General features: G+C 72.6%; 21 protein-coding genes. 8 read left to right on the forward strand and 13 right to left on the reverse strand.

Annotated elements, in window-relative coordinates; genetic code table 11:
- Positions 1-404: 404 nt before the first annotated feature.
- The gene (locus ACFYYB_RS31210; RefSeq protein WP_389439479.1) at positions 405-1,412 is read right to left on the reverse strand and encodes a stage II sporulation protein M; all 1,008 of its coding nucleotides are present in this window, start codon (positions 1,410-1,412) and stop codon (positions 405-407) included.
- 116 nt (positions 1,413-1,528) lie between these two features.
- On the opposite strand from ACFYYB_RS31210, the gene ACFYYB_RS31215 reads away from it, so the two are divergent.
- Positions 1,529-2,449 (forward strand): RDD family protein, encoded by a 921-nt coding sequence (locus ACFYYB_RS31215; RefSeq protein ID WP_389439481.1) that lies wholly within the window; start codon positions 1,529-1,531, stop codon positions 2,447-2,449.
- Here the strand turns inward: ACFYYB_RS31215 and ACFYYB_RS31220 are convergent.
- Entirely contained in the window at positions 2,446-3,075 is a 630-nt protein-coding gene (locus tag ACFYYB_RS31220) for a hypothetical protein (RefSeq protein ID WP_389439483.1), read from the reverse strand. The genes ACFYYB_RS31215 and ACFYYB_RS31220 overlap by 4 nt on opposite strands.
- Positions 3,076-3,176: 101 nt before the next feature.
- Positions 3,177-4,628 carry an adenosylhomocysteinase gene (ahcY, locus tag ACFYYB_RS31225; RefSeq protein WP_389439485.1) on the reverse strand — a complete coding sequence of 484 codons (1,452 nt, stop codon included), beginning with the start codon at positions 4,626-4,628 and terminating at the stop codon, positions 3,177-3,179.
- A gap of 29 nt (positions 4,629-4,657) precedes the next feature.
- Here ahcY and ACFYYB_RS31230 point away from each other — a divergent pair, with 29 nt between their 5' ends.
- From ACFYYB_RS31230 to lepB, 3 genes are all read left to right on the forward strand, one after another.
- Positions 4,658-4,780 carry a hypothetical protein gene (locus ACFYYB_RS31230; RefSeq protein ID WP_389439488.1) on the forward strand — a complete coding sequence of 41 codons (123 nt, stop codon included), beginning with the start codon at positions 4,658-4,660 and terminating at the stop codon, positions 4,778-4,780.
- 210 nt (positions 4,781-4,990) lie between these two features.
- The gene (locus tag ACFYYB_RS31235) at positions 4,991-7,081 is read left to right on the forward strand and encodes a fructose-specific PTS transporter subunit EIIC (protein WP_389439490.1); all 2,091 of its coding nucleotides are present in this window, start codon (positions 4,991-4,993) and stop codon (positions 7,079-7,081) included.
- Positions 7,082-7,255: 174 nt separating this feature from the next.
- Positions 7,256-7,948, forward strand: a complete 693-nt coding sequence (gene lepB / locus ACFYYB_RS31240) for a signal peptidase I (protein ID WP_389439944.1) — start codon at positions 7,256-7,258, stop codon at positions 7,946-7,948.
- Positions 7,949-8,018: 70 nt separating this feature from the next.
- Here the strand turns inward: lepB and ACFYYB_RS31245 are convergent, their stop codons facing one another.
- The 6 genes from ACFYYB_RS31245 to ACFYYB_RS31270 form a co-directional block, all read right to left on the reverse strand.
- On the reverse strand, positions 8,019-8,963 hold the full coding sequence (locus ACFYYB_RS31245; protein WP_389439492.1) for a cation diffusion facilitator family transporter: 945 nt from the start codon (positions 8,961-8,963) through the stop codon (positions 8,019-8,021).
- A gap of 93 nt (positions 8,964-9,056) precedes the next feature.
- The gene (manA, locus tag ACFYYB_RS31250; RefSeq protein ID WP_389439494.1) at positions 9,057-10,229 is read right to left on the reverse strand and encodes a mannose-6-phosphate isomerase, class I; all 1,173 of its coding nucleotides are present in this window, start codon (positions 10,227-10,229) and stop codon (positions 9,057-9,059) included.
- A gap of 39 nt (positions 10,230-10,268) precedes the next feature.
- Positions 10,269-11,402: an SIS domain-containing protein gene (locus ACFYYB_RS31255; RefSeq protein WP_327306445.1), complete on the reverse strand. Its 1,134-nt coding sequence runs from the start codon at positions 11,400-11,402 to the stop codon at positions 10,269-10,271.
- A gap of 97 nt (positions 11,403-11,499) precedes the next feature.
- Complete coding sequence (locus ACFYYB_RS31260) at positions 11,500-11,688, reverse strand: Trm112 family protein (protein ID WP_274552984.1); 189 nt, start codon at positions 11,686-11,688, stop codon at positions 11,500-11,502.
- A gap of 185 nt (positions 11,689-11,873) precedes the next feature.
- A complete protein-coding gene (locus ACFYYB_RS31265; RefSeq protein WP_389439497.1) occupies positions 11,874-13,244 on the reverse strand; it encodes a phosphomannomutase/phosphoglucomutase in 1,371 nt (456 codons plus the stop codon).
- 78 nt (positions 13,245-13,322) lie between these two features.
- Positions 13,323-13,697 carry a DUF3499 domain-containing protein gene (locus tag ACFYYB_RS31270; RefSeq protein WP_266878044.1) on the reverse strand — a complete coding sequence of 125 codons (375 nt, stop codon included), beginning with the start codon at positions 13,695-13,697 and terminating at the stop codon, positions 13,323-13,325.
- 136 nt (positions 13,698-13,833) lie between these two features.
- On the opposite strand from ACFYYB_RS31270, the gene ACFYYB_RS31275 reads away from it, so the two are divergent.
- Positions 13,834-14,328, forward strand: coding sequence for a metallopeptidase family protein (locus ACFYYB_RS31275; protein ID WP_389439499.1), 495 nt, complete (start codon positions 13,834-13,836; stop codon positions 14,326-14,328).
- A gap of 422 nt (positions 14,329-14,750) precedes the next feature.
- Here ACFYYB_RS31275 and ACFYYB_RS31280 read toward each other — a convergent pair whose 3' ends face one another.
- From ACFYYB_RS31280 to ACFYYB_RS31290, 3 genes are all read right to left on the reverse strand, one after another.
- Positions 14,751-16,241: a DUF5719 family protein gene (locus ACFYYB_RS31280; protein ID WP_389439501.1), complete on the reverse strand. Its 1,491-nt coding sequence runs from the start codon at positions 16,239-16,241 to the stop codon at positions 14,751-14,753.
- Positions 16,238-19,885 carry a glycosyltransferase family 2 protein gene (locus tag ACFYYB_RS31285; protein ID WP_389439503.1) on the reverse strand — a complete coding sequence of 1,216 codons (3,648 nt, stop codon included), beginning with the start codon at positions 19,883-19,885 and terminating at the stop codon, positions 16,238-16,240. Before ACFYYB_RS31285 ends, ACFYYB_RS31280 begins: the two co-directional genes overlap by 4 nt.
- Before the next feature lie 424 nt (positions 19,886-20,309).
- Positions 20,310-20,573 carry a WhiB family transcriptional regulator gene (locus ACFYYB_RS31290; protein ID WP_112450237.1) on the reverse strand — a complete coding sequence of 88 codons (264 nt, stop codon included), beginning with the start codon at positions 20,571-20,573 and terminating at the stop codon, positions 20,310-20,312.
- A 659-nt stretch (positions 20,574-21,232) separates the two neighbouring features.
- Between ACFYYB_RS31290 and ACFYYB_RS31295 the strand changes: the two genes are divergently transcribed.
- The 3 genes from ACFYYB_RS31295 (at position 21,233) to ACFYYB_RS31305 (ending at position 24,133) form a co-directional block, all read left to right on the forward strand.
- A complete protein-coding gene (locus ACFYYB_RS31295; protein WP_389439505.1) occupies positions 21,233-21,775 on the forward strand; it encodes a cysteine dioxygenase in 543 nt (180 codons plus the stop codon).
- Between the two features lie 97 nt (positions 21,776-21,872).
- Positions 21,873-22,832, forward strand: a complete 960-nt coding sequence (gene cofD, locus ACFYYB_RS31300) for a 2-phospho-L-lactate transferase (protein ID WP_389439507.1) — start codon at positions 21,873-21,875, stop codon at positions 22,830-22,832.
- The gene (locus ACFYYB_RS31305) at positions 22,829-24,133 is read left to right on the forward strand and encodes a coenzyme F420-0:L-glutamate ligase (protein WP_389439509.1); all 1,305 of its coding nucleotides are present in this window, start codon (positions 22,829-22,831) and stop codon (positions 24,131-24,133) included. Before cofD ends, ACFYYB_RS31305 begins: the two co-directional genes overlap by 4 nt.
- A gap of 36 nt (positions 24,134-24,169) precedes the next feature.
- Here the strand turns inward: ACFYYB_RS31305 and ACFYYB_RS31310 are convergent, their stop codons facing one another.
- Positions 24,170-25,057 carry a DNA-3-methyladenine glycosylase family protein gene (locus ACFYYB_RS31310; RefSeq protein WP_389439946.1) on the reverse strand — a complete coding sequence of 296 codons (888 nt, stop codon included), beginning with the start codon at positions 25,055-25,057 and terminating at the stop codon, positions 24,170-24,172.
- Positions 25,058-25,183: the final 126 nt, after the last annotated feature.

A 25,183-nucleotide genomic window follows, 5' to 3' on the forward strand; every position in this document is an offset into this window, starting at 1 on the left:
GCACGCTGTTGAGTTCTCAAGGAACGGACGCTTCCTTTGTACTCACCCTCTCGGGCTTTCCTCCGGGCTTTCGTTCTGTTCTGTTCTTGCGTTTCAGACTCTATCAGAGTCTGTCTCGCTTGTTTTCCGCCTTCCAGGTCATTCGCTTTCGCGTTTTCCCTTTCCGGCGATTCCGACTCTATCAGAAGTTTTCCACCGGATTTCCCGGCTTCAGTTTCCTGAATGAAGAGTTGGATGTGCCCACTCGGAATTCAATTCCTGGGGGGCGAGAAAGACTTTAAACCATCGCTGCCGAACTTGTCCAGTTCGAGGCAACCGTTCGAATCTACCTCCCCGCAGCCACCGTGTCAACAGTGTTTGCGGGACGACGAGGAGACTAGCAGCTCAGCAGGGCCGGACGCACATCAGGCCGCGGTGGGGAGCGTCGCCGTCTGGTCGGCCTGCTCCACGTCGCCCGTGTCGCCGGCTCGGGCCGCGCGGCCGCCCAAGACGTAGACGTAGAGCAGGAAGGCCGCCTCGGCGGCCACGCCGATGCCGATGCGGGCCCAGGTGGGCAGGCCGGAGGGGGTGACGAAGCCTTCGATCAGGCCCGAGAGGAAGAGCACCGCCGCCAGGCCGATGGCCATGCCGAGGGCGGCGCGGCCCTGTTCGGCGAGGGCCACCCGGCGGGTGCGGTGACCCGGGTCGATGACCGTCCAGCCCAGGCGCAGGCCCGTACCGGCGGCGACGAAGACGGCGGTCAGTTCGAGCAGTCCGTGCGGGAGGATCAGGCCGAGGAAGACGTCGAGGCGGTCGGCCGAGGACATCAGGCCGATGCCGACGCCCAGGTTGAGCATGTTCTGCCACAGGATGTACAGGACCGGCAGGCCCAGGAAGCCGCCCAGGACCAGGCAGATCGCGGCGGCCTGGGCATTGTTCGTCCAGACCTGGGCCGCGAAGGATGCCGCGGGGTGGCTGGAGTAGTACGTCTCGTACCCGCCGCCCGGCTTCGTCATCGCCTTCAGGTCCTCCGGAGCCCCGATCGCGCTCTGGATCTCCGGGTGGGTGGCTATCCACCAGCCGACGAGCACGCCCACGGCCGTGGAGATCAGAGCCGTGGGTATCCACCAGCGGCGGCTGAGGTAGACGGCCGCCGGGAAGCCCGACGTGAAGAACCGGGCCGCGTCGCGCCAGCCGGACCGGCGGGTGCCCGTCACCGTGGCGCGGGCGCGGGCGACGAGCTGGGTCAGGCGGCCCGTGAGCATCGGGTCCGGGGTGCTGGACTGGACGAGGGAGAGGTGGGTGGCGGTGCGCTGGTAGAGCGCGACGAGCTCGTCGGCCTCGGCTCCCGTGAGGCGCCGGCCCCGGCCCAGGAGCTGTTCCAGGCGGGCCCACTCGGCCTGGTGAGCCGCAACGAAGACGTCGAGATCCATGCGGTTGGCGCTCCCCTGCCCCTGGTCCCTACCGGTTTCTCCTACTGCTTGCCTCGTCAGCTTGGCAGACTGGAGGCAGATGGGGCGGGGCAGGTCATGTGAAGGGTTGTGCGTCGGTGAGCGATCTGGTGACGGGGGACGCGGTCGTCCTGGGGCTGCGGCCGGCGAGGCTGCCGAGCCGGGCGCTGGCGATCCTGCTCGACCTGCTCGTGTACGTCGCCGGGTACCTGCTCATTTCCATCGGGCTCGTGCTGGCCACCGCTTCGATGGACGGGGCGGCCCGGGCGGCCGTGTCCGTGGCCTCCTTCGTCCTCGTGCTGGTCGGCGTGCCGATCGCGGTGGAGACGCTGAGCCACGGACGCTCGCTGGGCAAGCTCGCGTGCGGGCTGCGCGTGGTGCGTGACGACGGTGGGCCGATCCGCTTCCGGCACGCGCTGGTGCGCGGGGCCTTCGGCGTCTTCGAACTACTGATGACCTTCGGGTCCGTGGCGTGCATCGCCTCGCTGTTCTCCGAGCGGGGAAGGCGGCTCGGGGACGTGTTCGCGGGGACGCTGGTCATCCGGGAGCGGGTGCCGGGGGCGCGGGTGATGCCCGTGCCTCCGCCGCCGCCGTGGCTGGCCGGGCGGTTCGGCGGGCTGGACCTGTCCGCGGTGCCCGACGGGCTGTGGCTGGCGATCCGGCAGTACCTGACGCGCATGAACCAGCTGGATCCGCAGGTGAGTGCCTCGATGGCGGCCCGGCTCGCGGACGATCTGGTGGCGCGTACGGGGGCTCCGCCGCCCGTCGGGGTGCCGGCCGCCGCCTTCCTGATGGCCGTGGTCCACGAACGGCAGTCGCGGGACGCCGCGCGGGCCTTCCGGCAGCAGCCGGCTCCCGGGGCGGCTCCCGTGCCGTACGGGCAGCAGGCGCCGGTGGTGATGCCGGCCGTGGTGGCGCCGGCGGTGGCGCCCGTCGCCGCTCCCGTGGCTCCGGTGGCGCCCGTACCCGTACCCGTATCCGAGCCGCCCCGAGCGACCGGGTTCGCGCCGCCCGCCTAGGTCGGTGCGTCGGTGAAGGCCGACGGCGGGGTCTCCAGGTGTTCGAGTTCGATGCCGGGGGCCGAGAGGACCACGTCGCCGGCGATGTGGACCGTGTGCACCTCGCCGGTGTCCAGGGCCGTGACCCGGTACTCGTCCACCAGGAGCGGGCCGCTGTCCGTGGGGTGCTCGGCGCGGTCCAGGAGCGCCCAGGCCTGGTCGGTCGTACGGGCCGCCAGGACGGGGTCGGTCAGGGCGACCAGGCGGACGCGGGTGGCGGGACCGCCGGGGGTCAGGCGCAGCAGCCGGGCCGTGGCGACGAGGAAGGCCGGGGAGGTCCCGGTGAAGCCGGCGGCCCCGGGGACGTTGCCCTCGGTGGCTTCGGCTCCGGCGGGGTCGGTGCGCACCCAGGTGATCCCGTCGATGGCGGCGCCGCGAACCTGCCAGCTGGAGGCGTTGACCTCCAGGCGGATGGGGCGGCCCAGTTCGTCGACGGCCAGGTCGACGGAGCCGCGGTGCGCGCCGTCGGGCGCCGTGAACTGGGAGACGTAGCGCCAGCCGGAGGGGCCCGGGGCGCAGTGGAAGTGCTCCTCGCCGAGGGGGGTGTGGTCGTGCGGGTCGTGCAGCGCGTAGCGGCCTCGGGGCATGGGGCGTCTTCCTGGGTTCGGGCGGGTACGGGGCAGGCCCCCGGCACGGATGCCGGGGGCCTGACGCGTGGTGCTGCGGGGGTGCCGCTGATCCGTGGGGATCAGTAGCGGTAGTGGTCCGGCTTGTACGGGCCCGCGACGTCCACGCCGATGTACGCGGCCTGCTCGGGGCGCAGCGTGGTCAGGCGGACGCCGAGCGCGGCGAGGTGCAGGCGGGCCACCTTCTCGTCGAGGTGCTTGGGGAGCACGTAGACGTTGGTGGGGTACTCGGCCGGCTTGGTGAAGAGCTCGATCTGGGCCAGGGTCTGGTCCGCGAAGGAGTTCGACATCACGAAGGACGGGTGACCGGTGGCGTTGCCCAGGTTCAGGAGGCGGCCTTCGGACAGGAGGATGAGGACCTTGCCGTCGGGGAACTTCCAGGTGTGGACCTGGGGCTTGACCTCGTCCTTGACGATGCCCTCGATCTTCGCGAGGCCGGCCATGTCGATCTCGTTGTCGAAGTGGCCGATGTTGCCCACGATGGCCTGGTGCTTCATCTTGGCCATGTCGGCGGCCATGATGATGTCCTTGTTGCCCGTGGTCGTGATGAAGATGTCGGCCGTCTCGACGACGTCGTCCAGCGTCGCGACCTGGTAGCCGTCCATGGCCGCCTGGAGGGCGCAGATCGGGTCGATCTCGGTGACGATGACGCGTGCGCCCTGGCCGCGCAGGGACTCGGCGCAGCCCTTGCCGACGTCGCCGTAGCCGAAGACCACGGCCGTCTTGCCGCCGATGAGGACGTCGGTGGCGCGGTTGATGCCGTCGATGAGGGAGTGGCGGCAGCCGTACTTGTTGTCGAACTTCGACTTGGTGACGGCGTCGTTCACGTTGATCGCCGGGAAGAGCAGGGTGCCTTCGGCCATCATCTCGTAGAGGCGGTGGACACCGGTGGTGGTCTCCTCGGTGACGCCGCGGATCTCGGACGCGAGCTGCGTCCACTTCTGCGGGTTCTCGCCCAGGGTGCGGTTGAGCAGGGTGAGGATGTTCGCGTACTCCTCGGAGTCCGCCGTCGACGGGTCCGGGGCGGAGCCGGCCTTCTCGAACTCGACGCCCTTGTGGACGAGGAGGGTGGCGTCGCCACCGTCGTCGAGGATCATGTTCGGGCCGCCGGTGGGGGTGTTCGGCCAGGTCAGCGCCTGCTCCGTGCACCACCAGTACTCTTCCAGCGTCTCGCCCTTCCAGGCGAAGACAGGGACGCCCTGCGGGTTCTCCGCGGTGCCGTTCGGGCCCACCGCGATGGCGGCGGCCGCGTGGTCCTGGGTGGAGAAGATGTTGCAGGAGGCCCAGCGGACGTCGGCGCCGAGGGCGACGAGGGTCTCGATGAGGACGGCCGTCTGCACGGTCATGTGCAGGGAGCCGGTGACGCGGGCGCCGGCGAGCGGCTGGGTGGCCGCGTACTCCCGGCGGATCGACATCAGGCCGGGCATCTCGTGCTCGGCCAGGGTGATCTCCTTGCGCCCGAAGACGGCGAGGGAGAGGTCCGCGACCTTGAAGTCGGTGAATGCGGCAGTCATATGGTGCTGCTCCTCGTGAGGGTGGAGAGGTGGGTACGGCTGAGCCGCGCACCGTCCGCTGGACGGCGCACAAGGCGCTCAGTCCGTCGGGGGTCCTCTCTCCCCTCGGCCGGCCCGAAGACCGCCCGACCGCCATCAGCAGCGACGCCTGACACTGATGACGAATCTACACCGATCGGCCGAGCGGGGCCCAGGCGACTTGAGGCCGCGGTGGGCAAGTCTCGGCCGGGGTTCGGGGCCTCTGGCGGAGAATTAGGGGCCTTTCGGACTTTTGATCAAGCCCTTACATGGACGAGGATGCCGTTGGGACGAGTTGTAGGCGCGATCCCGCAGGACAACGCATGTGTCGTGAGGAGATTCCAGTGACCAGTCCGGCAGGCCCTCCCGAAGGCGGGGACGCGAGCGGGCGCAAGCCCGTGAAGATCGTCGCCGTTACCGCGTGCCCCACCGGTATCGCGCACACGTACATGGCGGCGGAGAAGCTCCAGCAGGCTGGCGACCGCCTCGGCGTCTCGATCAAGGTGGAGACCCAGGGCTCGATCGGGGCCGAGAACGTGCTCTCTGACAACGATGTCAGGGAAGCGGACGCCGTCATCATCGCCGCCGACAAGGAAGTGGACCTCGACCGGTTCGCCGGCAAGCGGGTCCTTTCCACCGGTGTCGCGGACGGCATCCACAAGCCGGAGGAGCTGATCCAGCGCGCGCAGAGCGCGCCGGTGCAGTCCGGGACGGCGGCGGCGTCCGGCGGAGGTGGCGCCGGCGGCGGCCATCAGCGCAGCCAGGCGTACAAGGCGCTGATGAACGGCGTCTCGCACATGATCCCGTTCGTGGTCGTGGGCGGCCTGCTGCTGGCCATCTCCCTGTCCCTCGGCGGGCACGCGGACGCCAAGGGCGGGCTGGTCATTCCCGACGGGACCTTCTGGTTCTACGTCAACAAGCTCGGCGTGACCGGCTTCTCGCTGATGCTGCCGATCTTCTCCGGCTACATCGCCTACGCACTGGGAGACCGGCCGGCCCTCGTACCCGGCATGATCGGCGGCTTCCTCGCCGCGGACGCCGTGCACATCTACGGGGCCGACGCGAACGCCGGCTTCCTGGGCGCCATCGCGACGGGCTTCCTCGCGGGCTATCTGGTCATGTGGATCAAGAAGGTCAAGGTCCCCAAGGTCATCCAGCCGATCATGCCGATCATCGTGATCCCGATCGTGTCGACCGTGGCGTTGGGCCTGTTCTACATCTACGTGATCGGGCAACCGATCTCCTGGGTCTTCACGCACCTGACCAGCTGGCTGAACGGGATGACCGGCTCCAGCGCGATCGTGCTCGGCACCATCATCGGCCTGATGATCGCCTTCGACATGGGCGGTCCGGTCAACAAGACCGCGTTCCTCGTCGCCGTCGGCCTCATCGGTACCAACAACCACGTCATGGGCATGGCCGCCGCGGCCATCCCCGTCATGCCGCTCGGCCAGGGCCTGGCCACGCTGCTGCGCCGCAAGCTCTACAGCGACGAGGAGAAGGAAACCGGCCTCGCCGCCCTGTTCATGGGCTTCTTCGGCATCTCCGAGGGAGCGATCCCCTTCGCCGCGGCCCGGCCGGCCCAGGTCATCCCGGCGAACATGCTCGGTGGTGCGGTGGCCGGTGCGATCGCCGGTGTGGCCGGGGTCCAGGACTCGGTGCCGCACGGCGGTCCGATCGTCTCGCTGTTCGGTGCGATCAGCGGCGTCGCGATGTTCTTCGTGGCCATCGCGGCCGGTGCGGTCGTGACCGCGCTGACCACGAACGCCCTGATCGAGTTCAAGCTGCGCCGAGAGGGCGTGATCGGCGGCAAGTCCGCGGGCCTCGCGCCGGAGCCGGCCCTGGTCGGCGCGGGCGCCCCTGTGGGCGGTGGCGGCGGTGCGGGCGCCGTCGCGACCGCCGCCGCGGGTGCGGGCGCCGGGACGGCCGTACGGACCCAGGCCTCGGCCCCGGCCCCGGTGGCCGCCGGCGGACCGCCCGAGGTGCTCTCCGGGTACCTCACCGAGCGGACCGTGAAGACGGAGTTGTCCTCGGACTCCAAGGAGGCGGCCATCCGCGAGATGGCGGAGATGCTGGCCACGACCGGCAACGTCACCGATGTGGACGAGCTCGTACGGGTCGCCCTGGCCCGTGAGGCGCAGGGCACGACCGGCCTCGGCGAGTCCATCGCCATCCCGCACGCCAAGACGGACGCGGTGACCCGCCCGACGGTGGGCTTCGCCCGGTCCGACGAGGGCATCGAGTGGGGCGCGCTGGACGGGACGAAGGCCCGGCTGGTCTTCATGATCTCCGTGCCGGAGGCCGCGGCCGGGGACGAGCACCTGCGGATCCTGGCGCTGCTGTCGCGCAAGCTGATGGACACCGGTTTCCGGGAGCGGCTGCAGGCCGCGCCCGGCAAGCCCGCGATCCTGGACGTGCTGCGCGAGATCCAGTAGCCGCGCGGATCCTCCGGAACGCCCTTCGGGCCCCGTATCCCACCTCGGTGGTACGGGGCCCGAGGGCGCTGCGTACGCTTCGCCAGCCGACAAGGGGCTTTGGCGAAGGGAACGGACATGGGGCGGGATCAGCGCAGGCCGGGACGGCGAAGAGGGATCTGGGCCGTGGTGCTCATGGTGCTCGGCGCGGTGCTGTTCGTGGGGGCGGGCAGCTGGACCAGGTTCGTCCTCGCGGACGACTACCGGATGTCGATCCTCCCGTCGGAGTCGATGAGGCCCGCCTACTCCGCCGGAGACCAGGTCTGGTTCGACCGGGTCGCTCCGGGGGAGGTCCGGCACGGGGACGCCGTGGTCTTCGCGGCCCCTGCCTCGTGGGTGAACGGGGCAGGGATCCAGGAGGGCCAGCAGGTCTTCAAGCGGGTGGTGGCCCTGGGTGGGGACCGCATCTCATGGGCACCGGGTGAGGCGAGTCTGACGCTGAACGGGAAGCCGCTCGTCGAGCCGTACCTCATGGATGCGGCCGTGCCGGCGACGATGGCCTTCGATGTCACGGTGCCCGAGGGGCGGATGTTCCTGATGGGCGACCACCGCTCGAACTCCTTCGACTCCCATCTGCGGGTCCGCGACGAGGGCCAGGGAACCGTGCCGGTGTCGGCCGTACGGGGGGTCGCGCTGGCCGAGATACCGGACGCGGCGGCCGTCGTCGGGCTCGTGGGCGTGTTCGGCGTGCCGGTCTTCCTCGTCGGTGGCGGGCTCGGCATCGGCTCGCTGGTGGCGCGGCGGCGGGCCGCCAAGGCGGCGCGGAACGCTGCGCCCACCGGTCCGGGGCAGCTGTCGTGGTCGTACGAGGCCGCGTCCTCCGACTGAGTCCGCGCGTGACGCGAGAGAGGCCCCCCTGCGTGCGTGCAGGGGGGCCTCTCTCGCGTCGGGCGCCGGGTCAGTTGCCCGGGTTGGTGCCCTTCGCCGCGGCCTCGGCGTTGAAGATGTCGGGCTCCAGGTAGATCACGCGGGCGATCGGGACGGCCGCGCGGATGCGGGCCTCGGCGGCGTTGATGGCATTGGCCACCTCGGTCGCGGTGTCGTCGCTCTGCACGGAGATCTTGGCGGCGACCAGGAGCTCCTCGGGGCCCAGGTGCAGGGTGCGCATGTGGATGATGCCGGTCACGACGTCCCCGTCGACGACGGCTGCCTTGATCTTCGCGACGTCCTCGGTGCCGGCGGCCTCGCCGAGCAGCAGGGACTTGGTCTCGGCGGCGAGCACGATGGCGATGACGATCAGCAGGATGCCGATGCACAGGGTGCCGATGCCGTCCCAGACGCCGTTGCCGGTCAGCAGGGCGAGGCCGACGCCCGCCAGGGCGAGGACGAGGCCGATGAGGGCGCCGAAGTCCTCGAGGAGGACCACGGGGAGCTCGGGGGCCTTGGCGCGCTTGATGAACTGGCCCCAGGAGAGGTTGCCGCGGACCTCGTTCGACTCCTTGATCGCGGTGCGGAAGGAGAAGGACTCCGCGATGATCGCGAAGAGGAGGACGCCGACCGGCCAGTACCAGTGCGTGATCTCGTGCGGGTCGTGGATCTTCTCGTAGCCCTCGTAGATGGCGAACATGCCACCGACGGTGAACAGCACGATGGAGACGAGGAAGGCGTAGATGTAGCGCTCGCGCCCGTATCCGAACGGGTGCTCCGGAGTCGCTTCGCGCTGGGCCTTCTTGCCGCCCAGCAGGAGCAGGCCCTGGTTTCCGGAGTCCGCCAGCGAGTGGACGCTTTCCGCGAGCATCGAGGACGAGCCACTGAAGACGAAGGCCACGAATTTGGCCACCGCGATGGCCAGATTGGCGGCGAGTGCCGCCACGATCGCCTTGGTACCGCCCGACGCACTCATGGTTGCGATGTATCCCTTCCTCGGTGCGGCGCCCCGGGCCGGGGCGCCGCGCTACGGCCGCAGATTCTCACAGCCACCGAGAGGGACGGTACGTCAGACCACCACGGTGGCGCGGAAGACGGTGCCGGTTCCGGACAGTTCGACCTTTTCGCCCGCCGGTACGAAGACCGATTCGCCTGGGGCCAGGGTCAGTTCACCGGACTTCGTGGAGTTCGCCTTCGGGGAGCCCGCCGTGCACAGCAGGATCTGCGCGGTGGCGTCGGGGAGCACCCGGGGCGCGCCGCCGGGGGCCAGGACGAAGCGGGAGAGCCTGAACTCGTCGATGGGGGTCTCGTAGACCTCTTCGCCGTTGCCCTCCGGGCGCAGGATGCCGGGGTCGCCGGGCTCGAAGAGGACGATCTTCAGCAGCTCCGGCACGTCGACGTGCTTGGGGGTGAGCCCGCAGCGCAGGACGTTGTCGGAGTTGGCCATGAGCTCGACGCCGAGGCCGTCGAGGTAGGCGTGCGGGATGCCGGCGCCGAGGAACATGGCTTCGCCGGGCTGGAGTTGCACGTGGTTGAGGAGCATCGCGGCGATGACGCCCGGGTCGCCCGGGTAGTGGTGGACCAGTCCGGCGTACGGGGCGTACGGGCCGCCGAGCCGCTCGGCGGCGGCCGCGGCCTCGGTGACCGTACGGGCCATCTCGGCGCGGTCGGCGGTCAGGACGGCGGTGAGCACCTCGCGCAGGGCCGCCTCTTCGGGGTGTGCCCGCAGGAGGTCGGCGTAGGGCTTCAGGGAGTTGACCCCGAGGCCCTCCAGCAGGGCGGCGGCCTCCAGCGGCGGGCGGAACCCGGACAGGCCCTCGAAGGGGGTGAGGGCGCAGACCAGCTCGGGCTTGTGGTTGGCGTCCTTGTAGTTGCGGTCCGGTGCGTCGATCGGGACACCGCGCCGCTCCTCGTCCTCGAACCCGGCCTTCGCCTGGGCGAGATCGGGATGGACCTGGAGGGAGAGCGGGGCGCCGGCGGCGAGGAGCTTGAAGAGGAAGGGGAGCCTGGGGCCGAACTTGCGGACGGACGCGACTCCCAGTTCACCTTCGGGGTCGGCCGCGATGACGTCCGAGAGGGCGCGCTCGCCCGCTCCGCGGTCGAGGCGGGAAGGGGCGCCCGGGTGAGCGCCCATCCACAGCTCGGCCTGGGGTTCGCCGGTGGGCGCGACTCCGAGGAGCCCGGGAATCGCGGTGGTCGATCCCCAGGCGTAGGGGCGGATCGTGTTCGTGAGGCGGTCCATCGGTCGTCTTCCTGGGTGAGAGGCGCGCGTGCGTACGCCTCAGCTGTGTCCCCCGGAGGCCAACGCCAGGTAGGCGGTGGCGAAATCCGTGACGGCGAGGAGTTCGGCGAGCTGTTCCAGCTCGGTGCCCTCCTCCGGTTCGAGCTCGCTGATGGCCGTGTCGTGGCTGAGGGCGAGCTCTCGTGCGGCAGGGGCGGCTGTCAGTCCGCCTGCGGGCCTGTCGCGCAACAGGACGATGCGTGCGCGAAGGGCCTGCGGTTCTTCCACTCGGTCGCGGAAGAAGTCGTCGGGGTCGGCGCCGGCGGCGAAATCGCCGGAGAGCAGGACCCCGTGGGCCGGGAGGGCCTCGGGAAGGTCGGCGGCGAGTGCGGGGCGCCCGGCGAGTTCGGCGAGGGTGGCCGCGAAGCGGCGTCCGGCGGGGCCGGCGGCGGCGCCCTCGCTCCAGATGAGCGGGAGGGAGTCGGCCAGCTCCGAGGCCAGGGTCTTGGCCGGGTTGGAGTAGGTGACGATGGCGGGGCCGCAGCGTTCGGCCGTGCGGTCGAGCCGGTCGGCGACGAGCTGCAGGGTCTGCGGGGCGGCGGTGATCAGGCCGACCCGGTCGAGGAGCACCAGCAGCGGGGTCAGCAGGGCCCAGAGGGCGCCGGGGCCCGCCGCGGCCGACTCGTCGTACTCCTGGTACGGGGCCTTGGCCATCGGTACGAGGAGCCCGTGCGCGCCGTCCACCGCTTCGCTCAGCGGCGAGCGCTCGGGGGCGACGGCGACGACGGTGGAGCCGCGCCGGTAGGCCTGCTCGGCGAGGACGGCGAGGCCGGGCTCGGTTCCGTCGGTGGTGGCGATGAGCAGCAGGTCGACGGGGCCGGCCCAGCCGGGCAGGGTCCAGCGCAGGGCCCCGGCGGCGTGCGCGACACCGGTCGGGTGCAGCCGGATCACGGGCGCGGAGGCTCCGGCGAGCGCGCCGAGCAGATCGGCGACCCCGGTGGCGGCGGTGCCCGGCCCGGCGATCAGGACCGCGCGGGGGCGGCCGTCGGGGCGCAGGTCGCCGAGACCGGCCTCGGCGGCGTGCCGGGCCGCGGTGCGTACCCGTGCGCCCGCGTCGGCGGCGCCGCGGAGCAGACCGCGGCGGTCGGCGCGGGCGAGATCGTCAGGTGCGTCGAGGAGCGACTCGTCGAGCATGGCGGCCTCCGGCTCATTCTGTGACGTGTCCAGCGGTGACGGAACCTGTGTGGGACGGAACCAGTCTCAGCGTTTGCGCGGGGTGGCGGTAGGAGGCTCAGGCGGGGCGGCGTGCCTCGTCGACGAGGAGGACCGGGATGCCGTCGCGGACCGGGTAGGCGAGACCGCAGTCCTGGCCTCCGGTGCAGATCAGCTCCGGGGTCTCCGCGTCGGCCGACTTGTCCTCCAGCGGCGAGTGGCAGGCGGGGCAGGCGAGGATCTCCAGGAGGCCGGCTTCGAGCGGCATGTGCGGTTCCCTTCGGGGGTGTGGATCGGGCCTGGTCAGCCTACCGCCGAGTCATCTCTGGTGACGGGTTGAGGACGACCTCTGGTGGGTGGTGGAGCGAGTGCGGGGCCGCTCCGCGGGCCGGACCGGATGCACGGCTCTGCCGGCTGGACGGCCGGCAGGGCCGGACGGGCCGGGGCCCGGCATCAGGCGCGGATCAGCGCCAGGACCTCGTCGCGGACCTTGGCCAGCGTGGCCTCGTCGCGGGCTTCGACATTGAGGCGGAGCAGGGGCTCGGTGTTGGAGGCGCGGACGTTGAACCACCAGTCGGCGCTGGTCGCGGTGAGGCCGTCCAGTTCGTCCAGGGTGACGCCCTCGACGGCGCCGTAGGTCTCCTTGACGGCGGCCAGGCGGGCCTTCTGGTCGGCGACCGTCGAGTTGATCTCGCCGGAGCCCGCGTAGCGGTCGTAGGAGGAGACCAGGTCCGAGAGGGGGCCGTCCTGGCCGCCGAGGGCCGCCAGGACGTGGAGCGCGGCGAGCATGCCGGTGTCCGCGTTCCAGAAGTCCTTGAAGTAGTAGTGCGCCGAGTGCTCGCCGCCGAAGATGGCGCCGGACTTGGCCATCTCCTCCTTGATGAAGGAGTGGCCGACGCGGGTGCGGACGGGGGTGCCGCCGTTCTCGCGGACGACCTCGGGCACGGACCAGGAGGTGATCAGGTTGTGGATCACCGTGCCGGTGCCGCCGTTGCGGGCCAGTTCGCGGGCGGCGACCAGGGCCGTGATGGCGGACGGGGAGACGCCCTCGCCGCGCTCGTCGACGATGAAGCAGCGGTCGGCGTCGCCGTCGAAGGCGATGCCGAGGTCGGCGCCCTCGGCCAGTACGCGGGCCTGGAGGTCGACGATGTTCTTCGGGTCGAGGGGGTTGGCCTCGTGGTGGGGGAAGGTCCCGTCCAGTTCGAAGTACATGGGGACCACGTCCAGCGGGAGGCCCGTGAAGACGGTGGGGACGGTGTGCCCGCCCATGCCGTTGCCCGCGTCGACGACGACCTTCAGCGGGCGGATGGCGGTGAGGTCGACCAGGCCCTTCAGGTGGTCGGCGTAGCCGGTGAGGGTGTCCTGCTCGGTGATGGTGCCCGGGACGGTGCCGGCGGGGATCGCCGGGGCGCCCTCGTCGGTCCACTTCTCCGCGAGCTCGCGGATGGTGGAGAGGCCGGTGTCCTGGCCGACCGGGGCGGCGCCGGCCCGGCAGAGCTTGATGCCGTTGTACTGCGCCGGGTTGTGCGAGGCCGTGAACATCGCGCCGGGCAGGTTCAGCTTGCCGGAGGCGTAGTACAGCTGGTCCGTGGAGCACAGTCCGATGAGGGTGACGTCGACTCCGCGCGCGGCCGCGCCGCGGGCGAAGGCGCCCGACAGACCCGGGGAGGAGGGCCGCATGTCGTGGCCGATGACGATCGCCGAGGCGCCGGTCACCTCGACGAAGGCGGCGCCGAACAGTTCGGCCAGCTGCTCGTCCCACTCGTCCGGCACGACGCCTCGTACGTCGTACGCCTTGACGATGTTCGAAAGATCGGTGGCCACGGCCTGCCCTCCTGAAGGTCATGTGCGGTGAAGCAAACCTACCGTGGACACAGCGCGGCTTTTCAGATCGACTGAATGTCAGGAATCGGGCGAACGCAGGACGCGGAGGTGTCCGCGACGGGTCTCCCCGGTGGTGGGACCGCCCTGACCCGCGCCACCCGCTCCGGCCGCGCGTTCCGGCGGACGGGCCGCCTCGCGCACGGCGTTGGCGAGGGCTTCGAGGTCGTCACCGGTGGGACGCGAGGGCGCCGACCCGTCGGTGAGGCGTACGACGTCCCAGCCGCGCGGAGCGGTCAGGCGCTCCGAGTGCTCGGCGCAGAGGTCGTAGCAATGGGGTTCGGCGTAGGTGGCGAGCGGGCCGAGAACTGCGGTCGAATCGGCGTAGACGTACGTCAGAGTCGCGACGGCAGGGCGGCCGCACGCGGTGCGCGAACAGCGACGTACAAGGCTCACGACGTTGGACCGTACCGCACTCTTGACCGGGCCGCGACGACTCGCCCCCCGACGCTCGCCCGTGTCGCCCGCGTGTCGCCCCCGTGTCGTCCGATCTCCCCCGCCCCGGCGTGGATCCGCGGGCTACCCTGCGGGGGTGACGGACAGCACCCTGCCTCCCCCTCCCGTGCCCCCTGCCGCCTCCCTGCCCGGCGGGTCCCCCGCCGGTGAGCCACGGGTGCGGCGGCGCGACCGGCACGGGCGCGGGATGCGCGGGCCGGTGGCTCCTCCGCAGGTACCGCTGTCGGCGAGCCGGGGGGAGCTCTTCGGGGACCTCGTACGGGACTCCGTGGAGCGGCTCGAACGGCGGTGGCCGCAGCTGTCCGAGGTGGAGTTCATGATCGGCGACGTGCCGGGGGCGCCTGGCGGCGCGGAGACGGGCTGGAACGACGAGGCGGTGCCGCTGGGGGCGCTGGCGGAGGCCGGGAGTGGGCGGCCGGCCCGGATCGTGGTGTTCCGGCGGCCCGTGGAGATTCGGGCGAAGTCTCGGGACGAGCGGGCGATGCTGGTGCACGAGATCGTCGTGGAGCAGGTCGCGGAGCTGCTTGGGCTGTCGCCCGAGACGGTGGATCCGCGGTACGGGTCGGACTAGGGTCCGGGCCCTTGGCGGGGCGGCCCGCCCTCGTCTTTCTGGCCCGGCCTCGTCTTCCTGGCTTGGCCTTGCCGTGATGGCCCGCGCTTGCCGTGACGGCCCGCGTCGGCGGTGCGGGGGGTGGCCCTGCGGGGGCTGTCCCCTACCCGCCCTTCCACCGTTCCCCGGGCTCTGCCCGGACCCGCGCCTCAAACGCCGGCGGGGCTGGGTGGGGCCCCGGCTCTGCCCGGGCCCCCGCCTCAAGCGCCGGCGGGGCCGGGGAGGGGTACCGGGCTGCGCCCGGACCCTCTGGGGCTCCGCCCCGGAACCCGGTCGAGGACCGGGTTCGGCTGGATCGGCTCCGCGCCTGGAGCCCGGTCCTCGACCGCGGACGGCTGGATCGGCTCCGTGCCCGGAACCCGGTCCTCGACCGCGGACGGCTGTTAGCGGGTCAGGACCGTGAGGTCCTGGGTGGCCTTGGGGACCGAGACCGTGGAGTGGTCGTCCGTGAGGGTCTGGATGGTGAACATCGGGATTCCGTCGCGCGGGATCATCAGGGTGCGGGACGCGTGGACGGGGCCGCCGGAGAGGGTTTCCACCGTGAGGGCGTAGGCGCCCTTGCCTCCCGTCGGGGCGAGCGCCACCGTTTGCGTGGTGCCTCCCTTGACCTTGACCTCCTGGGAGGCGGGTTCGCCGCCCTCCGTGCCCGGGGAGGTCGTGACCTTGACCGTGGCGTCGGCGCCGGCCGGGGCCGTCAGGGAGAGCAGGGTGGCGTTGGCCTCGGGGCGGTTGTCCGCGACGGTCGCCCGGGTGCCGACGGGGGCGGACGCCTGGATGAAGGCGACCTCCTGCTTGGCTCCGGTGCCTCGGACCACCCGGAGGGCCGCGACCACGGGGACCTCGGACTTCTTGGGGTCGGCCGGAGAGAGGACCAGGGAGCCCGCCTCGCCACGGGTGACGTCCTTGAGGTCGAGGCTCGCGGTCATGCCGGCCTTGACGTGGAACTGCTCGCTGCCGGCGGGGCTGATCGAGCCGGTCGGCCCGGCCAGCTTCACCTTGAGGTCCGCGTCCTCCTCGCCGGGGACGAAGGCGACCAGCCGTACGGAGGTGGCGTCCGCCGGGATGCCGGGCAGGACCAGGCTCCCCGCCGGGTCCACGGAGGCGGGCAGCCAGTCGGCGCCGACGCCCTCCTCGCCCACCTGGGCGGTGGCTCCGACCCGGCCGGCGCGGGTGGTCACGTGGGCGGTGACGTCCGCGAGCTGCGCGCCGGGGGCGAGGGAGGCCAGGGAGATGGCCTTGCTGGACTTCGGGTCGATGCGGATGTTCTCGCTGATGCCGGCTTCGGCCTTCACCGCGCCGTCCGGGCCGAACAGCTTGATGTCCACCACGGCCGCGGTGTCGTCGGGGTTGGTGAGGTGGACGTAGTCCTCGCGGCCCTTGGCGGTGCTCACGCCGGGGAACCAGAAGTCGGTGCCGGGCGTGGTGCAGCCGACGCCGAGCAGGCCGCGGGTACGGCCCACCGAGACCATGGTGGTCTGCTGCGCGCTCCAGCCGGGGGCGAGGAACCCGTCGGCGACGCCGCTGAGCGCGGGGGCCTCGGCGCCGGAGGCCTTGGCGCCCACGGGCTTGCCGGGCTCCTTGAGTTCCAGGACCGGCTTGGCCTCCTTGGTCGCGCCCAGCAGCCGGGCCGTGCCCTTGCCGCCCGGGGACGCCGCGCCCGGGGTGATCGCCGTGTACAGGGTCTCGGCGATGTCGGAGGTGCTGGGAGCGTGGCACACCAGGAGGGACCGCTCGACCGGCATCCGGGCCGCGGGCTTGCCTCCGGCAGCCGTGGAGGCCCCGTCGGCGGCCGGCGCGGTGAGGGTGGCGAGGCCGGTGACGGCGGCCAGGGCGGCCGTGACGGCGGCGAGCGTGAGGGGGACGCGCTGCTTCACTGCTGGGGGCTCCCGTCCGGACGCGGGGCGTGCTGCCCGTCGTGCTGTCCGTCGTGCTGGCCGTAGGCGTCGTAGCCGGTCTGGGGGTCGGGCTGCTGCTGGTAGGGCGGGTACGGCTGCTGCTCGTACGGCTGGTACGGCTGCTCGTACGGGGTGTCCGTCGGGTGGCCGGTGTACTGCTGCTGCTCGTACGGGTACGGCGCGTACTGCTGCTGGTCCTGGGCGGCGTCATAGGCGTAGCCGCCCTGGCCGCCCTGGTCCCCGTAAGCCGGCTGCTGGTAGGCGTACGCGTCCTCGGCGTACGTCTGCTGCGCCGGGATCTGCGCGTACGGGTCGGCCGCGACGGCCGCGTCGGCCGGGGCGGGCCCGGACTGCGGGTCCGGCTCGGCCTGCTCGCGCAGGCGGCGGGCCCGGCGGCCCCCGCCGGCCTCCTCGGCGGCCGGGGCCTCCTCCTCGGGCAGGTCGTCGTCGAGGCGGGCGCGGCGGCCCGGCAGGGCCATCACCAGGAGCACCAGGGCGAGCAGGCCCTGGGCCCAGTGCCAGGCGGTCCGGGTGAGGGCGTCCTCGTGGACGAGGTCGAGCCGGCCGGCGTCCGCGGGGAGTTCGAAGCCCTGGGCCCAGCCGTCGACGGTCTTGGCCTTGAGCGGCTTGCCGTCGAGGGTGGCCTGCCAGCCGGCGTCGGCCCGGTCGGCGATGCGCAGCACGCGTCCGGCCTGGCCCGCCGGGATCTTGGTGTGCGCCTCGACGGGACCGGAGGCGACGGGGATGGGCGCCTCGCCGGGCTTGCCGGAGACGATGACGGCGCGGGCGACCTGCCGGTCGACGCGCCACAGGGCGCTTCCTTCGAGCTTGCTGAGGCGGCTGAGGCCGGGGGTCGCGTCCAGGACGCGGCCGATTTCCTGCGGGGCGCCGTCGCGGACCAGGACGTAGCGGATGGCGAAGCCGCCGAGCTGGTCGGTCTGGTCGGCGCCGGAGCCGGCGACGAGGCTGGAGACGACCTTGTCGAGGCGGGTGTCGCTGCCGGCCCGGGTGGCGAGTTCGGAGTCGCCGAGGCGGCCGCCGGAGCCGCGGACGAGGCTGTACGAGAGGACGGCCGGGGTGTCCGCGGCGATGACGAGGGTGCGGGCCTGGTCGCGGGTGCCGCTCTCCTCGGCGACGAAGGCGGGGACCTGGACGGGGTCGCGGCGCTCCAGCGGTCCGGCGGCGCCGCTGAGCATCCAGCCGGCCGCGCCGACGACCGGGCCGACGGCGGCGGCGAGCGCGATCAGGGCGGCGAGGGGCTGGCGCCAGCCGAAGCTGCGGGCGGCGACGCGCACCTTGGCCCCGTCGGCGCCGATGAGGGCGGCGGCCAGCAGGGCGAGTCCGTAGACGAGGGTGGCGGGTCCGGCCCAGGTGGTGCGGTTGACCAGGACGGCCAGGACGAGCGCGGCGAGCGCGGTGGCCCAGGCGGTGCGTACGGCGAACTGCCGGTCGGCGCGCAGCAGCGCGGCCAGGGCGGCGAGGACGACGCCGAGGAGGATCAGGCCGCCGGCGGTACGGGGGCCGCCGGGGCTGATGCCGAGCAGGTCCAGGGCGGTGGCCGAGCCGGCTCCGTAGGGCAGTCCGGCCTCGCGCAGGAAGCTCGCGGGGTGCGTGAGCAGGCTCAGCGACCAGGGGGCGAGCACGAGGACGGGGACGCCGAGGGTCGCGAGGAGGCGGGGGCCGTACGTCTTCCACTGCGCGCGGCGCAGGACCAGCGCGGCGACCCCGAGGAGGGCCGCGAGCGGCCAGACGACGGGGGTGAAGGCGGTGGCCAGGGTCAGCAGGAGGGTGTAGGTCCAGGCGGAGCGCCAGCTGCCCCCGCCCTCCCCGTCGGCGAACCCGAAGGCGGAGACGGCGGAGCGGGCGATGAGCGGGAGCAGGATCGCGAGGACGGCGGTGCCGATGCGGCCGCCGGCCAGGGCTCCGGTGACGGCGGGGAGGAAGGCGTAGGCGACGGCGGCCCAGGCGCGCAGCAGCCGGGATTCCACCAGCGGCCGGGAGGCGAAGTAGGCGGTGAGTCCGGCGAGCGGGACCGAGCAGACGAGCAGCAGGGTCAGGGCGGCGTTGGTGGAGCCGAGGAGCAGGGTGGACAGGACACCGAGGACGGCGAGGTAGGGCGGCGCTCCGGCGGTGGTGCCGGTGCCGACGGGCTGCCAGTCGTCGGCGTAGACGCGCCAGAGGTCGAGTCCCCCGTCGGGGGCGGGCAGCAGGGCTCCGCCCATGAGGGAGCCGCCGCCGAGGAGCGAGCGGCAGGCGATGAGGGAGACGAGCAGGAGGAGGCCGAAGAGGACGGGCGCGGGCTTGCGCGCGATCCGCTTGAGGCGCGCGAACTGTTCGATGTCCAGGTAGTCGGCGTCGTCCCCGCCGGGTCCCGATTCGACGGCTCCGCCGTGCCGGCCGGCGGCGCCGCTCTCGGTGTCGCCGCCAGCGCCGAAGTACTCGGCGAGCTGTTCGGCGTTGGCGCGCAGGCTGGCGCCGGGCGGCGGGAAGAGGGGGCGCAGTTCCTTGGCGGTGACGGCCGCGCGGCCCCTGCGGCGGCGGGCTCCGAGGATCCGGCCGGGTCGGAGCAGGGTGGCGAGGAGGCCGGTGACCTCGTCGACGGCCTGTCCGGGGGCCTTGCCGACGAGGTAGGCGAGGGTCCGCAGGACGGTGCCGAGGAGGATGCGCAGCAGGACGTACGGGAGGGCGCGGCCGGGGCTGTTGACCAGCATCGTGTAGACGGCGCCGGCCTTGTCGACGCGGTGCGGGCTGGCGGCCGAGCGGCCGACGCAGTCGACGGTGCGGCGTTCGCGGGCGGAGGCCTCGGCGTGCCGCAGGACGGCGTCGGGGGCGACGAGGACGGCGTGGCCGGCGCTCTGGACGCGCCAGCACAGGTCGACGTCGTCGCGCATGAGGGGCAGGCGGCGGTCGAAGCCGCCGAGGGCGTCGTACACGTCGCGGCGGATCAGCATGCCGGCGCTGGAGACGGAGAGGACGGGCTGGACCTGGTCGTGCTGGCCCTGGTCCTGTTCGCGCCGGTCCAGGCCGGTCCAGCGGCGGCCGCTGCGGGCGATGGTGACGCCGACTTCGAGGAGCTGCTTCTTGTCGTACCAGCCGCGCAGCTTGGGGCCGATGACGGCGGCTTCGGGGTTCTCGTCGGCGACGCGCAGCAGTTCGGCGAGGGCGTCGGGCTCGGGTGCGCAGTCGTCGTGGAGCAGCCAGAGCCACTGGACGGGTTCGCCGTGGGGCAGGTCGGGGAGGTCGTACGTGTCGTCGCGCCAGGTGCGGCTGACGGGATCCCAGCCGGAGGGGCGCTTGAGGTACGGGAGTTCCTCGGGGGTCAGGGTCCCGGCGGTGCGGGCGGCCTCGTCGACGGCGGCGCCGAAGCCGGTGCGGCGGGCCAGGTGCAGGACGCGGGCCTCACCGAGGGCCTCGCCGAGCAGGCGCGCGGAGTCGTCGGCGCTGCCGGTGTCGGCGGCGATGTGGCTCTGTGCGGGGCGTTCCTGGCCGAGGAGACCGGCGAGGGTCCGGGGCAGCCAGCGGGCGCCGTCGTGGGCGACGAGGACCGCGGTGACGACGTGCCGGGGGAACTCTGGTGCGGCGGCAGCCTGATGGGAGGCGCTCGACTGGCTGTGCAGGGACATCGCGGTACGGGCCCTCCGGCCGGGGGTCCGGGGGTGGTGTGCCCTCGGAGGCTGCTGGACAGCGCCCCACCCTAACGGCTGGGAACACAGCGGTCCGCCTCCTGCGGGGAAGGTGCGGGAGGCGGACCGTTTGCTCTGAACATCGCCGTGCGGGTCGTGCCGTTCGTCGTGCTGCGTTTTGTACCGGTGCGTGCACTTCGGCCACTGCCGTGCGTGAGGCCGGGTGCACAGGCGGCTATGCCTTCGGGTGGGCCGGCGGATCCGGGGGATCGGTCGGGTCTGCCGTCGGCTATGCCGTCGGGGCTGCCGCTGGACATCTCGCTGGTCATGTCGCCGGATATGTCGTGGGCCGTGCCGCGGGACCTGCTGTGAGCCCTGCCGCGGGCCCTTCCGTGGGCGCCGTTGTGTGCGCGCCGTGGGCGCTTCAGACGGCGGCCTTCTTCAGGCGGCGCCGCTCGCGCTCGGACAGGCCGCCCCAGATGCCGAATCGCTCGTCGTTGGCGAGTGCGTACTCGAGGCATTCGGAGCGGACCTCGCAGGCGAGGCAGACCTTCTTCGCCTCGCGGGTCGAGCCGCCCTTCTCGGGAAAGAAGGACTCGGGGTCGGTCTGGGCGCAGAGAGCCCGTTCCTGCCAACCGAGCTCTTCGTCCGCCTCCTCGACCAGCAGTTCCTGAACCAGCTCGGTCATGTGCGCCCCTCGCTCTGTCTGTGCGTCCCCGTGGTCATGCCGTCACTCATCGCTACGTAACGACACGAGTGAAATTACAAGTGCGGGGCTCCGGCGCAGTCAAGCCGAGATCTGCTATTGGGCCCCTTATTCACTCTGCGGAACCAAGCCTATGCAGAAAGTGTTCAAATCGCCAAAAATCGTGACACATGCCACAGGCGTCACAACCGGCACTCCCTCCCCCGTAGTCGACGCGTCACTCTGTGGTGGGGTTCCGATCCGGCCGAAGAAGCGGCACAGATCACATTTCAGCCACAGAAGGACGTCGTACGGCTTTGCGGGTTTGAGAGCCGCCACAGCGGGGTGCGGCAGGACTCGCAGCGCCACATCCCCTGGCACCGACTGCACAAACCTTTCTCCGGGCACGGTAACCGGATGAGGTGAAACTTTTCTACCAAATCGGACATTGGGTTGACAGTCCGACCCCCCACCGGGTCTTCTTGTACGCATGTCAGCGCTCTCGGCAGTCACCCGGACCCCCATTCGTGGGTTCCTGTGCGCTGCCCAGGTTCGCTGTTGCTGTTGCAGCTGTTGATGCCTCGGGAGCTTCGGCTCCCCTGAGCTCCAGCTCGCCCCCACAGCAACCGCCGCACGACTGACATCCGTCGAGGAACCCCCCGATGAACAGCACCCTGAACGCCACCCCCACCGCCGCAGCCATCGCCCCGGCGCCCGTCGAGAGCGACCTCCAGATCGCCGGTGACATCCTCTCCGTCCAGCACCTGCTGCAGCCCGCCCGCGAGCACCCGGCCACCGTCGCCGAGTTCGTGGGCCTCGCGCGCTCCATCACCGCCGACCGCTCCGAGTGGGAGCACCTGGTCCGGTACGACGCCACGACCCGCTGGTACCACCGGCTGCGGACCGGCCCCGGCTACGAGGTCTGGCTGCTCAGCTGGGTCCCCGGCCAGGGCAGCGGCCTGCACGACCACGGCGCCTCCTCCGGCGTCCTGACCGTCCTGGACGGCGAACTGACCGAGCACACCGCCCGCGGCCGGCTCGCGCTCGGCGCCGGCTCCCAGCGCGTCTTCGCCCCCGGGTACGCCCACGAGGTGCAGAACGACAGCCTCGAAGGCGCCGTCAGCCTGCACGTGTACTTCCCCGGCCTGACCCAGATGCCGATGCACAGCTGCTCTCCGGCCCGGCCCGAGGCCGCGGCCGTCTGATCCCCGGCGCCCTGTCCGGCTGATCACCGACGCCCTGTCGCCTGATCACCGACGCCCTGTCGTCTGATCCCCGACGCCGCCTGACAGACTTCGCGGTATGCGCATTGTTGTTCTGGCCGGCGGCATCGGCGGCGCCCGTTTCCTCCGAGGTCTCCAGTCCGCGGTTCCCGACGCGGACATCACGGTCATCGGCAACACCGGTGACGACATTCACCTGTTCGGGCTCAAGGTCTGCCCCGATCTGGACACCGTGATGTACACCCTCGGCGGTGGCATCAACGAGGACCAGGGCTGGGGCCGCACCGACGAGTCCTTCACCGTCAAGGAGGAACTCGCCGCGTACGGGGTCGGACCCACCTGGTTCGGCCTCGGTGACCGCGACTTCGCCACCCACATCGTCCGTACGCAGATGCTCGGTGCGGGCTACCCGCTCAGCGCCGTCACCGAGGCCCTCTGCGACCGCTGGCAGCCCGGGGTCCGGCTGCTCCCCATGTCCGACGACCGGGTCGAGACCCACGTCGCGATCACCGACTCCCAGAGCGGCGAGCGCCGGGTCATCCACTTCCAGGAGTACTGGGTCCGCATGCGTGCCGCGGTGGACGCCGAGGCCGTCGTACCCGTGGGCGCCGAGCAGGCCAAGCCCGCGCCCGGCGTCCTGGAGGCCATCGCGGCCGCCGACGTGATCCTCTTCCCGCCGTCGAACCCCGTGGTGTCGGTGGGCACCATCCTCTCCGTACCCGGCATCCGCGAGGCCGTGGCCGCCGCCACGGCGCCCGTGGTGGGGCTCTCCCCCATCGTCGGGGGCGCCCCCGTGCGCGGGATGGCCGACAAGGTGCTGGCCGCCGTGGGCGTGGAGTCCACCGCCGCGGCCGTCGCCCTGCACTACGGCACCGAACTGCTCGACGGCTGGCTCGTCGACACCGCCGACGCGGACGCCGTCACCGAGGTGGAGGCCGCCGGCATCACCTGCCGGGCGGTCCCGCTGATGATGACCGATCTGGCCGCCACGGCGGACATGGCGCGGGCCGCGCTGGAACTGGCCGAGGCCTCCCGGTGACCGCCCCGCACGGGCCCTCGTACGAGGTCCGGGCCATCGGCGGGATCCCCGAGGTACGGCCCGGCGACGATCTGGCGGCACTGATCGCGGCCGCCGGGCCGGAGTTGCGGGACGGCGACATCCTGCTCGTCACCTCGAAGATCGTCTCCAAGGCGGAGGGCCGGATCGTCCGCGCCGATTCGCGCGAGGAGGCGATCGACGCCGAAACCGTACGGGTCGTCGCGCGCCGGGGGACGCTGCGGATCGTGGAGAACCGGCAGGGGCTGGTCATGGCCGCGGCCGGGGTCGACGCCTCGAACACCGAGGCCGGCACCGTCCTGCTGCTGCCCGAGGACCCCGATGCCTCGGCCGTCGCGATCCGGGCCGGGCTGCGGGAGCTGCTCGGCGTGGACGTGGGCGTGATCGTGACGGACACCTTCGGGCGGCCGTGGCGCACCGGGCTCACCGACGTGGCCATCGGCTCGGCCGGCGTCCGGGTCCTGGACGACCTGCGCGGCGGCACCGACGCCCACGGGAACCCGCTGAGCGCGACGGTCGTGGCGACCGCCGACGAGCTGGCCGCCGCGGGCGACCTGGTCAAGGGCAAGGCCCTGGGCCTGCCGGTGGCGATCGTGCGCGGGCTGGACCACGTACGGGGCGAAGGGTCCTCGGCGGCCGACCTGGTCCGCTCGCCGGCCGACGACATGTTCCGGCTGGGCACCTCCGAGGCGGTACGGGAGGCGGTGACGCAGCGGCGTACCGTACGGGCCTTCACGTCCGAGCCGGTGGACCCGGGCGCGGTGCGCCGCGCGGTCGCGGCGGCCGTGACGGCCCCGGCTCCGCACCACACGACGCCCTGGCGGTTCGTGCTGCTGGAGTCGGCGGGCGCGCGGCTGGAGCTGCTGGACGCCATGCGGGACGCCTGGATCGAGGACCTGCGGCGGGACGGGAAGTCCGAGGAGTCCATCGCGAAGCGGGTCCGGCGGGGCGACGTCCTGCGGGCCGCGCCCTATCTGGTGGTGCCCTGCCTGGTCACCGACGGCGCGCACGACTACGGGCACGCGCGGCGGGACGCGGCGGAGCGGGAGATGTTCGTCGTCGCGATGGGCGCGGGCGTGCAGAACTTCCTGGTCGCGCTGGCCGGGGAACGGCTGGGCTCCGCGTGGGTGTCCTCGACGATGTTCTGCCGGGACGTGGTGCGCAAGGTGCTCGGCCTTCCGGAGGACTGGGACCCGATGGGGGCGGTGGCCGTCGGGCACGCCGCGGTCGCTCCGGCGGAGCGGGCGGCGCGGGCCGCGGAGGAGTTCATCGAGGTCCGCTGACCCTGTGGGCCGGGCCCGAGATCCGAAAGAGACGGCCTAGAGCTTCCCGATGTCGCCCCGGGGCATCCGGGGAACCCGGCGGGGCGGGGCGGCGCCGGCCAGGAGGACGAGGCGGGCCGCGCGGTGGCGCTGGCCGGCGTAGGGCGCGAGGAGCTCCAGCATGGCGGCGTCGTCGGCGTCCCGGTTCCCGGCCAGCGCGTAGCCGATGATCCCGGGCAGGTGCAGGTCCCCGGTGGTGACGGCGTCGGGCGCGCCGTTGCTGCGCTGGAGGGTCTCGGCGGAGGTCCACGGGCCGATGCCCGGGATCGCCTCCAGGCGGGCGGCGGCGGCCGGCAGGTCCATGGCGGTCGCCTCTTCGAGGCGGGCGGCGAGGCGGGCCGCGCGGACGATGGTGGCGGAGCGCTTGGAATCGACGCCGGCCTTGTGCCAGTCCCAGGAGGGGATCAGGGTCCAGGTGCGGGGGTCGGGCATGACGTAGAGGCCCGGGCCGTCCGGACCCTGGCCCGGAGCCGGGCCCGGAGCCGGCTCGCCGTACTGGCGTACGAGGCGGCGCCAGGCGCGGTACGCCTCGTCGGTGGTGACCTTCTGCTCCAGGACCGTCGGGATCAGGGACTCCAGGACCAGGCCGGTGCGGGTCAGGCGCAGGCCCGGGCGGCGGCGGTGACTGGCGTGCACGAGCCGGTGGCGGGGGACGAAGGCGGCCGGGTCGTCGGCGGACCCGAGCAGCTCGGGCAGCCCGTCCAGGACCCAGTCGGCACCGGGCCCCCACGCGGTGGCGCTCGCTTCGGCCCCGTCCAGCGTGACGCGGAGGGTGGCCGGGCCGGCGGGGGTCCGGGTGGCCCGCCAGACCGTGCCGGGTGCGGTGCGGAAGGTGGGGTCGGCGGGGCCGCGCCTGAGCGGCCCGAGGGTGAGCCCCAGATCCACCGGGCCGCCGCCGGGTGGGGCCCAGGTGCGGGTCTTGGGGCCGGGCCCGCGGTCGCCTGCGGCTTGGCCGCGCGTCCGGCCTGCGCGCTCGCCTGCGGCCGGGGTGGGGGGCTGGGGCGTGGCCGT

Origin of the sequence: Streptomyces sp. NPDC002886, assembly GCF_042888445.1 — a bacterium.
In the GTDB taxonomy this organism is placed as follows: domain Bacteria; phylum Actinomycetota; class Actinomycetes; order Streptomycetales; family Streptomycetaceae; genus Streptomyces.